General features: G+C 72.0%; 9 protein-coding genes and 1 pseudogene. 5 read left to right on the top strand and 5 right to left on the bottom strand.

Going from position 1 to position 13439, the window contains the following annotated elements:
* A pseudogene (locus G9H71_RS18090) lies at nt 1-351 on the top strand (hypothetical protein); the annotation flags it as partial.
* Nucleotides 348-1013, top strand: coding sequence for a hypothetical protein (locus G9H71_RS18085; RefSeq protein WP_166284193.1), 666 nt, complete (start codon nt 348-350; stop codon nt 1011-1013). The pseudogene G9H71_RS18090 and the gene G9H71_RS18085, both read left to right, overlap by 4 nt.
* Before the next feature lie 27 nt (nt 1014-1040).
* On the opposite strand, the gene G9H71_RS18080 is transcribed toward G9H71_RS18085, so the two are convergent.
* Complete coding sequence (locus G9H71_RS18080; protein ID WP_166284192.1) at nt 1041-2495, bottom strand: MFS transporter; 1455 nt, start codon at nt 2493-2495, stop codon at nt 1041-1043.
* Nucleotides 2496-2595: 100 nt separating this feature from the next.
* Between G9H71_RS18080 and G9H71_RS18075 the strand changes: the two genes are divergently transcribed.
* Nucleotides 2596-3339 (top strand): TetR/AcrR family transcriptional regulator, encoded by a 744-nt coding sequence (locus G9H71_RS18075; protein ID WP_166284191.1) that lies wholly within the window; start codon nt 2596-2598, stop codon nt 3337-3339.
* A gap of 317 nt (nt 3340-3656) precedes the next feature.
* Nucleotides 3657-7406: an endo-1,4-beta-xylanase gene (locus G9H71_RS18070; RefSeq protein ID WP_166284190.1), complete on the top strand. Its 3750-nt coding sequence runs from the start codon at nt 3657-3659 to the stop codon at nt 7404-7406.
* A 92-nt stretch (nt 7407-7498) separates the two neighbouring features.
* Here G9H71_RS18070 and G9H71_RS18065 read toward each other — a convergent pair whose 3' ends face one another.
* Nucleotides 7499-7894, bottom strand: coding sequence for a rhodanese-like domain-containing protein (locus G9H71_RS18065; RefSeq protein ID WP_166284189.1), 396 nt, complete (start codon nt 7892-7894; stop codon nt 7499-7501).
* Nucleotides 7895-8054: 160 nt separating this feature from the next.
* On the opposite strand from G9H71_RS18065, the gene G9H71_RS25270 reads away from it, so the two are divergent.
* Nucleotides 8055-10778, top strand: a complete 2724-nt coding sequence (locus G9H71_RS25270; RefSeq protein WP_166284188.1) for a M14 family zinc carboxypeptidase — start codon at nt 8055-8057, stop codon at nt 10776-10778.
* A gap of 78 nt (nt 10779-10856) precedes the next feature.
* Here G9H71_RS25270 and G9H71_RS18055 read toward each other — a convergent pair whose 3' ends face one another.
* The 3 genes from G9H71_RS18055 to galT all read right to left on the bottom strand — a co-directional run.
* Nucleotides 10857-11243, bottom strand: coding sequence for a nuclear transport factor 2 family protein (locus G9H71_RS18055; RefSeq protein ID WP_166284187.1), 387 nt, complete (start codon nt 11241-11243; stop codon nt 10857-10859).
* Entirely contained in the window at nt 11240-12388 is a 1149-nt protein-coding gene (gene galK / locus G9H71_RS18050) for a galactokinase (protein ID WP_331273089.1), read from the bottom strand. The genes G9H71_RS18055 and galK overlap by 4 nt, the downstream gene beginning before the upstream one ends.
* Nucleotides 12385-13439: galactose-1-phosphate uridylyltransferase (galT, locus tag G9H71_RS18045; protein WP_166284186.1), on the bottom strand; the 1055-nt coding region annotated here is incomplete at its 5' end. The genes galT and galK, both read right to left, overlap by 4 nt.

The raw sequence follows: 13439 nt of genomic DNA, 5'->3' as shown, positions 1-13439 counted from the left end.
AGCCGCGCGGCCGCGCTCGCCGAGCTGCTCGGGGTCGAGCTCGCGAGCGACGAGCTGGCGCTGGAGCCGCCGGCCGGCGGGGCCGAGCACCCCGTCCCGGAGGTGGTGCGGGCGGTGCTGCCCGGCGCTCCGCGCACGTGGCACGAGCACGACGCGCTGCCCACCGCGTACGGCGAGCTCGACTGGCAGGTGGCGGGCGGCACGGTGCATGCGACGACCCTCGACGGCCTCGCCCGGGCGCTGGCCTGGGCCGCCGGGGCGTGGGAGCGGCGTGGCCTCGTCGCGGCGCTGCTGCTCGAGCCCGAGCGGGCGGGGGAGCTGCTCGCCGAGGCGGACCTGGACGGGACGTGACCGAGGACCGGGCCCGCACGCTGCGGCTGCTGACGGCGGCCGTCGTGGCGTACGTCGTCATGCACCACGTCGGAGCGGTCAACGTGCTCGGCGAGGTCGGTGACACCCGCTGGGCGGACTGGGCAGACCTGCTCACCCCGTGGCTCGTCGTGCTGCCGCTGGCCGGGGCCCTCGCGGTGTCCCGGCAGCCCGCGCGCGAGTGGCTGCTGCTCGTCGTCGCGACGGTCGCCTACACCGAGGGGCACGGCATCCACCTGGCCGGCAACTCGGTCAACAACCGGCAGCCCAGCGACGTGGCGCACCTCTGGGACGAGGTCGTCGGGCACTGGGTGTGGTACTCCGGTGTCGTCCTGCTCGCGGTCGTGGCCGTCCGCGCGCTCGCCCGGGCCGGGATGCCTCCCGGCCCGCTGCCCTGGCTGCTCGGCGTGCTCGCCGGCACCACGTTCGCGACGAACTCCCTGGAGGGCGGGACCGTGCCGCTCGCCGTGGCCGTGTCGCTCGGCTTCCTCGCATGGGGAGCCCGGCGGTGCGACCGGCTGGGCACGGTGGTCGCGGTGTCGTACGCCGCCGCGCTCGTCGTCGTCCTCGCGTACGGCCTGGCGTACGGCGGCTTCCCGCAGCCGTCGGAGCCGGGCGGCTGGCCGCCGGACTGGCTGACCTGAGCGCGCGCCCGCCGGCTCCACCGCGGGTCAGGCGTGTTCGTCGACCGACCGGGAGTCGGTGAGGGTCAGCGCGCCCCAGCCGGCGATCATGCCGACGACGACGGCCAGGACCGCGTAGGTCACGCGCTCTCCGTCGAAGAAGGAGGCGACGAGGCCGCTGCTCCACGCGCCGGCGGGAAGCGTCGCGGTGACGAGCGTGGCGATCAGCGTGCCGACGACGGCGGTGCCGACGCTCGTCCCGACCTCCTGCGCCGTGTCGTTGAGCGCCGTGCCGATGGACGTGCGGTTGCTCGGCATCGCGCTGACGAGGGCGACCGCGCAGATGGTCATGACGGTCCGCAGCCCGACGGTCAGGACGACCATGCAGCCCGCGATGGCGATGTAGCCGGAGTCGACGGCGTAGGACAGGCCGGCGAGCGAGCCGGCCAGCAGGGCGGCGCCGACGAGGCAGGCGACGCGGTGGCCGAGCCGCTTGCCCAGGGCCTCAGAGACCGGGGTCGCCAGGATCATCGTGGCGATCATCGGCAGGTTGGCCAGGCCGGCCCGGACGGGGCTCCAGCCGTAGGCGTACTGGAAGTGCAGGATCAGCCCGAACATCACACCGGCCATCGCGATCGACGTGCCGACCTGCGCGAGAGCCGCGCCCCGGACGGTGCCGTTGCGAAAGAGCCTCAGGTCGAGCATCGGTGCCTTCGCGCGGCGCTCGTGCCACACGAAGGCGGCGAGCGCGAGGGCCGCCGCGAGCACGGTCGCGCCCGTCGCCGCGGAGAGCCACCCGTGCTCGACGCCGCTGGTCAGCGTGTAGCACCCGAGCCCGATGGTCGCGATGCTGAGGACGCCCCCGGGCAGGTCGAGGGCGTCCGAGGTCAGGTCCTCGGGCCGGTCGGCGGGGACGCCGAGGCGGACGCCGATCCAGGCGACCAGTGCGATGGGCGCGTTGACGACGAGCAGCCACTCCCAGCGCACGTGGGCGAGGGCGGTGCCGCCGAGCAGCGGGCCGAGGATAAAGCCGCTCATGCCCACCACGATCATCACGCTCATCGCCCGCATGCGGAGCGCTTCGTCGTCGAAGAGGCGGAACACCAGCGAGTTGGTGATCGGGGCCATCGCCGCGGCGGCGAGGCCGAGCGCGGCGCGCAGGGCGATCAGCTCGCCGGCGGTGCCCACCGCGATCGCGCCCAGGCTGATGACGCCGAACGCCGTGAGCCCGACGAGCAGAACGCGCCGGCGGCCGAGCCGGTCGGCCAGCGCGCCGGCGGTGAGCAGCAGGCCGCCGAAGGTGAGCGAGTACGCCCCGGTCACCCATTGCAGCGCGGTGGTCCCGCTGCCGAGGTCGCGCCCGATGGTCGGCAGCGCGATGGTCAGCAGCGTGTTGTCGACCATCTCGACGAAGAAGGCCAGGCACAGGGCGGCCAGGGGGATCCAGGCCGCCCGCAGGGACGTGTACGTGCGGGCCGGGCGGGCCGCGGTGACGGAGCTCATGGAGCGCCTCCCGGTGTATCGAACGTCGTTCGACTATCGAACGTGGTTCGAGAGTAGAACACCGTTCGATCAGCTGCAAGGCTTGTGATGGGATGGGGGCATGCCGGGACCACGACGTGCCGCGACGGCGCGGCCGGGCAGAGGGCCGGGCGCGGGTGCGCCGGCCGGCGGGCGCCGCCGGGCCTCGCACTCGCTGGAGGCCGTGCTCACCGCGGCCGTCGCGCTGCTCGACGAGGCCGGGGAGCAGGCACTCACGTTCCGTGCGCTCGCGGCCCGGCTCGGCGGTGGGGTAGGCAGCGTCTACTGGTACGTCTCTGGCAAGGACGAGCTGCTCGACCGCGCAGCCGACCACGTCCTGACCGGAGTGCTCGCGGACAGCGAGAAGCTCCTCGGCCACGAGGACCCGATCGAGGACCTGCGGGCCCTCGCGGTGACCCTGTTCGACGCGACCGTCGACCGGCCCTGGCTGGGGGCGTACTTCATGCGCAGCCCGGGGGACGAGCAGCCCAACCAGCTTCTGTTCTTCGAGCGGATGGGCCAGCAGGCGATGCGGCTGGGCCTTCCGCCCAAGCAGACGTTCGACGCAGTCTCGGCGGTCCTCGGCTTCGTCATCGGCACCGCGGCCGACCTGGGCCAGCAGCCGCCGCAGGAGGTCCTCGACGGGAGCGTCTCCCGCGACGACTACGTCGCCCGCTACGCCGACGCGTGGCGAGCGATGGACCCCGCGACGTACCCGTTCCTGCACTTCATCCTCGACGAGTTCGCCGTCCATGACGACAGAGAGCAGTTCCGCGCGGGGCTCGACCTGCTGCTCGCGGGGCTCCGCCTGCAGGCCGGGGGCTGAAGCTCCCTGCCACGGGCGTCGACCGTGCGCGGTAATTCCCGGTCCGACGTCGACTGCCCAGCCGGAGCGTTCCGGGGGTCGAGGCGGGGCAGCCGTTGACCCGTGAGCCCGGCGCTCGTGGCGATCTTCCCTTTGTGCAGCAGCCAAGATCCAGGAGGTCGGTGCGCGCGCAACGTCCATCACAGTTCAGCTACGGCCCCAACGAACCCGTTGACTCTGTCGGATGCGGCGCTTAGGTTTCCCGCGCCGTTCCGGAAGGTTTCGGAACGGGACGCGGTCCTCGCCGGCATCGCCGTGCCCTCACGAGAAGAGCACCCATGAGACGACGCCCCCTGGCCGGGCTCGCCGTCGCCAGCACGCTGGCGGCCCTGGCGGTCACCACGCCTCCCGCGGCCTCCGCCGCGCCTCCCACGCTCGCTTCCACGAGCTTCGAGACGGGTACGGACGGGTGGGGCCCGCGCGGCTCCGCCCAGGTTGCCACGTCGGAGGCCCTTGCCCGCACCGGAGCCCAGAGCCTGCAGGTGACAGGCCGCACCGCCAACTGGAACGGCCCGGCGTTCAACGCGCTCGGGCTGCTGCAGCCGAACGTCACCTACACGATCGGCGCGTACGTCCGGCTCAAGCCGGGCGCCGGCTCGGAGCGGGTCAGCCTGACGGTCCAGCGCGACCACGGTGGCACCAGCAGCTACGACTCCGTCGCCAGCCAGGTCGCCGTCACCGACAGCGCGTGGACCTACGTCGGCGGCGCCTACACGTTCAGCAACTCGGACAACACCGGGATCACCGCGTACTTCGAGAGCCTCAACGCGACGCTCGAGTTCTACGTCGACGACGTCGCGATCCTCGGTGAGGAGCCGACGACCGACCCGGGCACCGGCGGGGTCGTCAACGGCGACTGCAAGAACGGCTACGTCGGCCTGACCTACGATGACGGGCCGAAGGCCGGCGACACTGCCGCGCTGCTCAACGTGCTCGCGACTGCGAAGGCGCGCGCGACGTTCTTCAACGTCGGGAACGCCGCGCAGGCCAACCCGGCGCTGGTGAAGGCCCAGGCCGACGGCGGCCACTGGGTCGGCAACCACAGCTGGACGCACCCTCACCTGCCGACGATGACCGAAGCGCAGATCCGGTCCGAGCTCACGTCGACGCAGGCCGCGATCACGGCCGCCGGGGTCCCGGCGCCGGTGCTCTTCCGCCCGCCGTACGGCGAGACCAACGCGACGCTGCAGAGCGTCGAGGCCTCGCTCGGGCTCAAGGAGATCCTCTGGGACGTCGACTCCCAGGACTGGAACGGCGCGACCACCGCGCAGATCGTCGCCCGGGCGGCGACGCTCCAGGCCGGCCAGGTCATCCTCATGCACGACGGCTACGCGACGACGCGCGCCGCGCTGCCGCAGATCATCGCGGGCCTCAACAGCCGCGGCCTCTGCCCCGGCATGATCTCCCCGACGACGGGCCGGGCCATCGCGCCGGGCACGGTCGACAACCCGGGTGGCGGCAACGGCGGCGGTGCGGTCTCGATCGCCGGCGGCTTCGAGGACGGCACGCCCCAGGGCTGGGGCCCGCGCGGCCCGGTGACGACCGCGGTCACGACCGCGGCGGCGCACAGCGGCACGCAGAGCCTGCTCACCACGGGCCGGGCGCAGGACTGGAACGGCCCCGTGCTCGACGTGACCAAGGCGGTCGCGGTCGGCTCGGACACCGACGTCTCGCTCTGGCTGCGCCTCGCGCCCGGCACGCCGCGCACCACGCTGCGCGTGACCGTGCAGCGCACGAAGGGCAGCGCCACGAACTACGACACGGTCGGCACGGTCGACGTGACCGCTGACGGCTGGGTGCGGTTCAACCAGAAGTACCAGCTGCGCGGCGACGCCGACTCCGCGCTGCTCTACGTCGAGGGCCCGGTCGGGGTCAGCTTCTACCTCGACGACTTCGCCGTCAGCAAGGCCGCCCCGATCGCCATCCAGAAGGACATCCCGTCGCTCAAGGACGTGCTGCCCTTCCAGCGGGTCGGAGTCGCGATGGACACCCGAGAGACCGCCGGCGCGGCCGGGGAGCTCGTGCTCAAGCACTTCAACGCGCTCACCCCTGAGAACGCGCTGAAGCCGGACCAGATCGAGCCCGTCGAGGGCCAGTTCAACTGGTCGACGATGGACCGGCTGCTCGACTTCGCGGACCGGAACAACCTCAAGATCTACGGCCACGTCATGGTCTGGCACGACCAGACCCCGGCCTGGATGTTCACGCACCCGACCGAGCGTGGTGCCAACGGCCAGCTCCGGCCGCTGACGAACAGCAGCGCCGACCAGGTGATCCTGCTGCAGCGCATGGAGAACCACATCAAGGGGATCCGCGACCACCTGCTGGCCCGCTACCCCGACGGCAACTACCCGATTTGGGCGTTCGACGCGGTCAACGAGGTCGTGAACGACGGCCCCGGCAACGTCGACGGGCTGCGTGAGAGCCGGTGGTACCAGGTCCTCGGCGAGACGTTCATCGACGACGCCTTCCGGCTGACCGACAAGTACTTCCCGAAGCAGAAGCTGTTCATCAACGACTACGACACCGAGCTGCCCGGCAAGAACGACCGCTACTTCGCGCTCGTGAACCGGCTGCTCAGCCGCGGCGTGCCGATCGACGGGGTGAGCTTCCAGACCCACCTCTTCCTCGACCGGCCGGTGAGCCTCGTCGAGCGCCAGCTGGAGCGCTTCTCCAAGCTCCCGCTGACGATGGCGATCAGCGAGCTCGACGTCAGCACCTCGGAGTCGCGCGCCGAGTCGCTCCCCGCCCCGACGGCGGAGCGCGACATCCGGGCCGGCTACTACTACCGCGACCTGTTCGACGTGCTGCGCAAGTACTCCGAGCGCATCGAGTCGGTCACCTTCTGGGGGCCGTACGACACCCGAAGCTGGCTTCGGACGTGGCCGATCAACCGTCCGCAGGAGTCGCCGCTGCCGTTCGACGACAAGCTGCAGGCCAAGCAGCAGTACTGGGGCATCGTCGATCAGTCCAAGCTCGGCGCGCTGCAGCAGACGACGACGGCCTCGGCCGGGCTCGTCGCGGTCGACGGGAGCGTCGACGCCCAGTGGCAGTCCCGCCCGTTGACGCAGGCGGTGGAGGTCGACCTCAACACGCCGACGTTCGACCTGCGCTGGCGCAAGGACAAGCTGTTCGCCCTCGTCAACGTCACCGACGCGACGAACGACGCGGCCGACACGGTCGAGTTCTTCGTCGGCGACCAGCGCTACGTCGTCAGCCGCAACGGCAGCCGGACCAACGGCTACTACCCGACCGTCGTGACGCAGACGGCGACGGGCTACCGGGTGGAGGTCGCGCTGCCGCTCGGCGCGGAGCCGGCGGCGGGATCGTCCGTCCCGTTCGACGTCCGGGTCACGGACGCCGCGCTGAAGTGGCAGTGGTCCTGGAACGACCTGACCGGCGGCACCGCCGCCGGTGCGGCGAACCACGGGACGCTGACCTTCATCCCCCAGATCGCCACCGCGGACGTGCCGAAGGCCCAGACCAAGCCGGTGATCGACGGCAAGCAGGACGCGGCGTGGGGCAACGCGGCCATCGTGCGCACCGAGGTTCTGGTGTCGGGCGACGCCAAGGGCGCCACCGCGAAGGTCCGGCTGATGTGGGACGCGGACAACCTCTACGTCCTGGCCGACGTCAAGGACCGCGACACCGACGCCAGCTCGCCGAACGCGTACGAGCAGGACTCGCTGGAGATCTTCCTCGACCGCAACAACGGCAAGACGCCCGCGCTGCAGGACGACGACGCGCAGTACCGCATCAGCTTCGACAACCGCGCCTCGACCACGGGGTCGGACAAGGTGCAGGGGACGCTGACGAGCGCGACGACGTACAAGGGCAGCAGCTACACCGTCGAGGCGGCCATCTCACTGAAGGACGTCGCGCCGGCCGTCGGCAAGGTGCTCGGCCTCGACCTGCAGGTCAACGACGCCACGTCCGGGAAGCGGACTTCGGTCTTCACCTGGAGCGACCCGACGGGCAGCTCCTACCAGGACACCTCCCGCTGGGGAGCGATCCGCCTGGTCGGCTGATCCGCCCGAGTGGTGTACGCCGGGGCCCGGCGACGCGTGCTGCGTCGCCGGGCCTTGGCCTGCTCATGGTCCCTTACGTCCGAGGCGGGCCGTCACTCGCGGACGTCGACCGGTCCACGGTGCACGGGACAGCCCGCCGCGATCCACGCCTCGACGCCGCCGATCAGGTCGGTGGCACGGCGCAGTCCCACGGCGCGCAGCGAGGCGGCGGCCAGGCTCGAGCTGTAGCCGTGGCGGCACACCACGACGACCTGCAGGTCGGGCCCGGTCGCCTCCGGGATGCGCCAGGGGCTGGCCGGGTCGAGCCGCCACTCCAGGACGGTCCGGTCGATGACCAGCGCGCCGGGGAGCTCGCCCTGCTCGCGCCGGTGCGACGGCGTGCGGGTGTCGACGACCAGGGCGCCGGCGGCCTGCGCGGCGAGCACCTGGCCCGGCGACAGCCGATCGACGCCGGCCCGCGCGGCCGCGAGGACGTGCTCGACACCCATCCCGCCAGTGTCCCTGCGCGGCGGGGTGCGGCGTCTGCCGGGGCTGCTCGCGCCCCGACCGGCGATCCTCCTGCTCGAACTGCACAGAAGTGGTTGTGCTCACCCCTCCGGTGTGGTGATAGTTGCCCGCCCATATCGCCGGGTCCCACCAGGAGGTTCCGTGAAGGCCGGAAGACTGCGCCGCTCCAGACAATTGGTAGTCCTGCTCGCCGTACCCGTGGTCGCCGCGACCGCGCCGATCGCGGCGGGTGCCAATTCGGCCACCGCGTCGGCGCCGGCCGCGAGCACCGTCGTCTCCGGGCCGGAGGAGCCGGAAGTCGTCGCCGTCGTCGTGCCGAACGACACGGCCGTGAACATGCTCGTCAGCCTGGGCTTCGACGTGACGGAGTACAAGAAGCCGGTCGAGAACGGCTTCGAGCTGCACGTGGTCGCGACCGACCAGGAGAAGCAGGACCTCGAGGCGCACGGGTTCGACGTGGGCCGCACGGTGTTCAGCAGCGAGCAGATGGAGGAGGTGCGCGAAGAGCGCGCCGAGACCGTCCAGACCCTCGCCGCCGCCGACGCCGCGGTCGACGCCGACACCCTCACCGTGCTGCGTGCCGACTGGTTCACCAGCGTGGGCGGGCAGACGTACATCTCGACCGAGATCCGGTCCTCGCTCGGCGCCGACTCCACGACGACGGTCACCGCGTCCTGGGAGGGCGGCAGCGCAACGCTGAGCCGCTTCGTGGACGCCGGGCAGTACATGTACCACCGCATGGCGAGCCCGGTCCCGGTGGACAAGGTGCCGGCGACGGTCACGTTCACCAGCAGCAAGGGCGGCACCGTCACCGCTCCGGTCAAGAAGTGGCTGGGCAAGGCCCCGGAGAACCCGGGCGCGCAGCTCGCCAGCGGCTTCGTCGACCACTACATGGACCCGACCGAGGTCACCAAGCGCATCGAGTCGCTGGCCGCGGAGTTCCCGCAGCTCGCGTCGATCGTCGAGCTGCCCTACAAGACGAACGGCTACCGCCGCAAGGCGCAGCTGACGGTCGGTACGGCGACCGCCTCCGCGTTCTACGTCACCTCCAAGGCGTGGGGCCACGAGGGCGGCAACAGCCTGACCCTGTCCGTCGTGGCGCCCTCGGCCGCCGACAGCCCGCTGTCGGTCTCGGTCGCCGGCAACGACGTGACCGTCAGCCTCGCGACCAACGGCTCGGGTGCGGCCACCAGTACGGCCGCCCAGGTCGTCGCGGCGATCAACGCGTCGGCGCCGGCCTCCGCGCTGCTGACCGCGACGCCCTACCGCACCTCGACGGGCGCCGGTGTCGTGGCGCCGCTCGCGCGCACCGCGCTCACCGACAACCTCAAGGCCCCGGCCAGCGTCTCGCGCGACCCCTTCACGATGAAGGCGATCCGCATCGGCAAGACGCGCGACGGCAGCAAGACCGGCGTCTTCGCCAACGCCCAGGAGCACGCCCGCGAGTGGGTCACCCCGCTCGTCGCCATCGAGACGGCCGAGCGCCTGCTGCGCAACTACGCCACCGACGCGGCGACGCGCAACCTCGTCGACGACCTCGACATCTTCATCATGCCGACGACGAACCCCGACGGCGGCCACTACTCGATGTACGACTCGAACAGCCAGCGCAAGAACATGACCAACTACTGCGACCCGGCGCAGTCGGACCCCGGCTACCGCAACAACTGGGGCGTCGACATCAACCGCAACTTCTCCGTCGGCTCCGCGTTCGACGGATACAACGGCGCCTCCACGCCGACGACCTCGCCCACGGCGTGCCGCAGCGACACGTTCGCCGGCCCGAGCGAGCTGTCCGAGCCGGAGTCGCGCAACGAGGTCTGGCTGACCCAGCAGTTCCCGAACATCAAGTTCGCGATGAACATCCACAGCTACGGCGGCTACTTCATGTGGCCTCCGGGGGCCTACAAGACGGCCGGCCGTGAGTCGCTGCCTCGCCCGACGTACGGCGAGGAGTCCTACTTCTGGCAGACGGCCGACCACGTCCTCTCGCGCGTCCAGGACTTCCGCGGCACGGCGACGTGGCCCGGCCGCACCGGCCCGGTCATCGACGTCCTCTACTCGGCGGCGGGCAACTCGGCCGACGAGCACTGGTACAACCGCGGGATCTACGGCTTCGACTTCGAGGTCGGAGCCGACCTGTGGAACCCGACGACCAAGACCTGGCAGGCCGTGGGCTTCCAGCCGCCGTTCGCCGAGGGCTACGCCGAGTCCCAGGAGTTCGCCGGCGGCCTCGTCGGGCTCTTCCAGGTGGCCCGGGAGTACGAGCTCGACGACGTCCGCCCCGACTCGTGGGTCACGGTGAAGTCCCGCACTGCCACGACCACGACGTTCAGCATCGAGACGTCGGAGCCCGCGACCGTCTACTACACGCTCGACGGCAGCAAGCCGACCACCTCGTCGACGAAGCTGCAGAACGCGGCGCTGCGCGAGGGCGCGGAGACGTTCACCGTCTCCAACGACACCGTCGTGAGCTTCTTCGCGGTGGACGCGCCGGGCAACGTGGAGAACGGTTACAGCTCAGGCGCCGCGAACGGCTACGAGTCGTGGAAGGTGACGGCCGGACGCACGACGTACGACGACATCGACGCGACGCTCGCGATGTACCGCGCGGCGGACCGCCTGTCGGCGGCGAAGGCCGCCTCCTTCAGCGAGCGGCTGCTGCGGGCCAAGGCCGAGGCCGCGCGAGGCGGAGAGGTGCGCACCATCGGCTACCTCGAGCAGTTCATCGCCCGGGTCGAGAACCAGCTCAACAACGACCCGATCGCGCGTGACGCGCTCGTCAGGGCGGCCCAGCAGCTGATCGACCAGCTGCAGGCGGCCGAGGACAGCGAGAACGCCGTGCTGGCCAAGAACGCGGCCTGACCGCGACCGGCTCATCACAGCGAAGGCGCCCCTCCTGCGGCTCGGCCGCGGGAGGGGCGCCTTCGTCCGTCGGGGCGCCTACTCGGTCACCAGCGTCCCCTGGTGGTAGAGCACCTGCCACTGCCCATCGGTACGCCGCCAGGCCGTGACGCGCCGGCTGCGCCGCTCGCCCTGGCGCAGGAGATAGGTCAGCAGGTACGTCTCCGGGCCCACCGCGCGGCAGTGGAAGTCGGTCGTCTCCCACTCGTCGGACTCGCTCCGGGCGTAGCGGGCCAGCAGCGTGGCGATGACGTGCCCGCGGCTGTAGCGCCGCCCCGAGGCGCCGACCTCGAAGAAGTCCGGGGCCGTCTGGCGCTCGAGGTCGTCACGCGTCGTGCCGAGCTCGGGGCGGTGGAACACCGGCTCCCGGTCGCGCAGCTCGCGCAGGACCTGCTGCAGCTCGGGGTCGGGCACGGGCTCGCTCATACCTCGCGGCGCGCCCCCTGCGACGGCGCGGCGGGCAGCAGGCCGGGCTCGGCGTAGCCCGAGCCGGCGAACGCCTTCGCCACGGCCGCGCCCACGGCGTCGACGTCGGCCTCGCGGACGAGCGCGATGGCGCACCCGCCGAAGCCGCCGCCGGTCATGCGGGCGCCGATCGCGCCGGCCGACATCGCAGCATCCACCGCGACGTCGAGCTCGGGGCTGCTCACCTCGAAGTCGTCGCGGAGCGAGACGTGCGAGGCCACCATGAGCCGGCCCACCTCGGACAGGTCGTCCCGGCGCAGTGCGGCGACGGTGTCGAGGACGCGGGCGTTCTCGGTGACGATGTGGCGGGCACGCCGCCGGACGACCTCGTCGCCCACCTTCGCCAGCGCCGCGTCGAGCCCGTCCAGGTCGACGTCGCGCAGCATGGGGACGCCGATCTCCCGGGCGGCCTGCTCGCACTGCGCGCGCCGCTCGCCGTAGCCGCCGGTCTCGTGCGCGTGGCTGACCTTGGTGTCGATGACGAGCAGGCGTACGCCGAGGGCGGGCGCGTCGAGCGGGACCTGCTCCACCTCACGGGTCCGGTTGTCGAGGAAGAGCGCGTTGCCCTGCGTGCAGAGCATCGACGCCATCTGGTCCATGCCGCCGGTCGGCGCACCCACGAAGTCGTTCTCGGCCTTCTGCGCCAGCCGGGCGAGCTCGGCCCGCTCGAGGCCGAGGGCGTACAGGTCGTTGGCCGCGACCCCGACCGCACACTCGAGCGCGGCCGACGAGGACAGCCCCGACCCGAGCGGCACCTGCCCGTCGATGACGAGGGAGAGCCCGCCCACCTCGTGCCCGGCCGCGCGCATCGCCCAGACGACGCCGGCGGCGTAGCGCGCCCAGCCGCCGCTCCCACCCGGCGCGAGCTCGCCGACCTCGAACCGCACCGGCTCGTCGGCCTGCAGCGACTCGACGTGGAGCACGCCGTCGTCGCGGCGGGACGCCGCCACCCACGTCGACTGCTCGAGCGCGAAGGGCAGCACGAAGCCGTCGTTGTAGTCGGTGTGCTCGCCGATCAGGTTGACCCGCCCCGGCGCCGCCCACACGCCCTCGGGTTCACTGTTGTGCACTTCGGCGAAGCGCACTGCTGCCATGGGAGCGTTCACAGCTGAACTCCTCGGAGCGCCGCGGCCTGGGCCTCGGGCGGGACGTCGTTGACGAAGGCCCACATCACCGACTCCGAGCCGGCGAGGTACTTGAGCTTGCCTGGCGCCCGGCGGATCGAGTGCAGGGTCAGGTGCAGGTAGGACAGGTCCCGGTCGGCCCGCACCGGCGCCTGGTGCCAGCCGGCGATGTAGGGGGTCGGGGTGTCGTAGAGGCCGTCGAAGCGGCGCAGCAGCTCGAGGTAGATCCCCGGGAAGTCGTCGCGCTGGGCGTCGCTCAGGGACGGCAGGTCGACGACGCGCTCCTTCGGGTAGAGGTGCACCTCCAGCGGCCACCGGGCCGCCGCGGGCACGAACGCCGCCCAGTGCGCGGACTCCGCGACCACGCGAGTCCCCTCCTCGAGCTCGGCCGCGAGCACGTCGGCGAAGAGGTTGCGGAACGTGCGCCGGGTGTAGCGGCGCGCGGAGTCGAGGGCCTGCCGGGTGCGCGGCGTGACGAACGGATAGGCGTAGACCTGCCCGTGCGGGTGCGCGAGCGTGACGCCGATCTCCTCGCCGCGGTTCTCGAAGCAGAACACCTGCTCCACGTGGGGCAGCGCTGACAGCGCCAGCGTCCGGTCGACCCACGCCTCGAGCACCGTGCGCACGCGCTCGGGGGAGAGCTGGGCGAACGACGTGTCGTGGTCGGAGGTGAACAGCACGACCTCGCAGCGGCCGTACGCCGGCTCCCGCGGCACCAGGCCGCCGTTAAGCGGGCTCGCGTCCGCGGGCGCCGCGGTCTGCGCGAACGAAGGGGACTTGTTCTCGAACACGACGACGTCGTAGTCCGGCGACGGCACCTCGGACTGCCGGCCGTCACGCGAGGGGCAGAGCGGGCACTCGTCGCGCGGGGGCAGGAAGGCGCGCCCCTGCCGCTGGCCCGCGACCGCGACCCACTCGTCGAGCACCGCGTCGTAGCGGACCTCGGACGTCGGCGCGCCGGGCGCCATCTCGCGGGGGTCGACCAGCACCCGCTGCGCGTCGTCGGCCTCGTCGAAGTAGATGATCTCCCGCC

The organism is Motilibacter deserti (genome assembly GCF_011250635.1).
Taxonomy (GTDB): domain Bacteria; phylum Actinomycetota; class Actinomycetes; order Motilibacterales; family Motilibacteraceae; genus Motilibacter_A; species Motilibacter_A deserti.
The sequence above is the reverse complement of the archived record's forward strand: the minus strand, read 5'-3'. Positions and strand labels throughout refer to the sequence as shown.

Excerpts from the sequence above, each read along its gene's own strand:
- G9H71_RS18075 (WP_166284191.1), top strand. The coding sequence starts at position 2,596 with ATGCCGGGACCACGACGTGCCGCGACGGCGCGGCCGGGCAGAGGGCCG.
- G9H71_RS18055 (WP_166284187.1), bottom strand. The coding sequence starts at position 11,243 with ATGAGCGAGCCCGTGCCCGACCCCGAGCTGCAGCAGGTCCTGCGCGAG.
- G9H71_RS18080 (WP_166284192.1), bottom strand. The coding sequence starts at position 2,495 with ATGAGCTCCGTCACCGCGGCCCGCCCGGCCCGCACGTACACGTCCCTG.
- G9H71_RS18070 (WP_166284190.1), top strand. The coding sequence starts at position 3,657 with ATGAGACGACGCCCCCTGGCCGGGCTCGCCGTCGCCAGCACGCTGGCG.
- G9H71_RS18065 (WP_166284189.1), bottom strand. The coding sequence starts at position 7,894 with ATGGGTGTCGAGCACGTCCTCGCGGCCGCGCGGGCCGGCGTCGATCGG.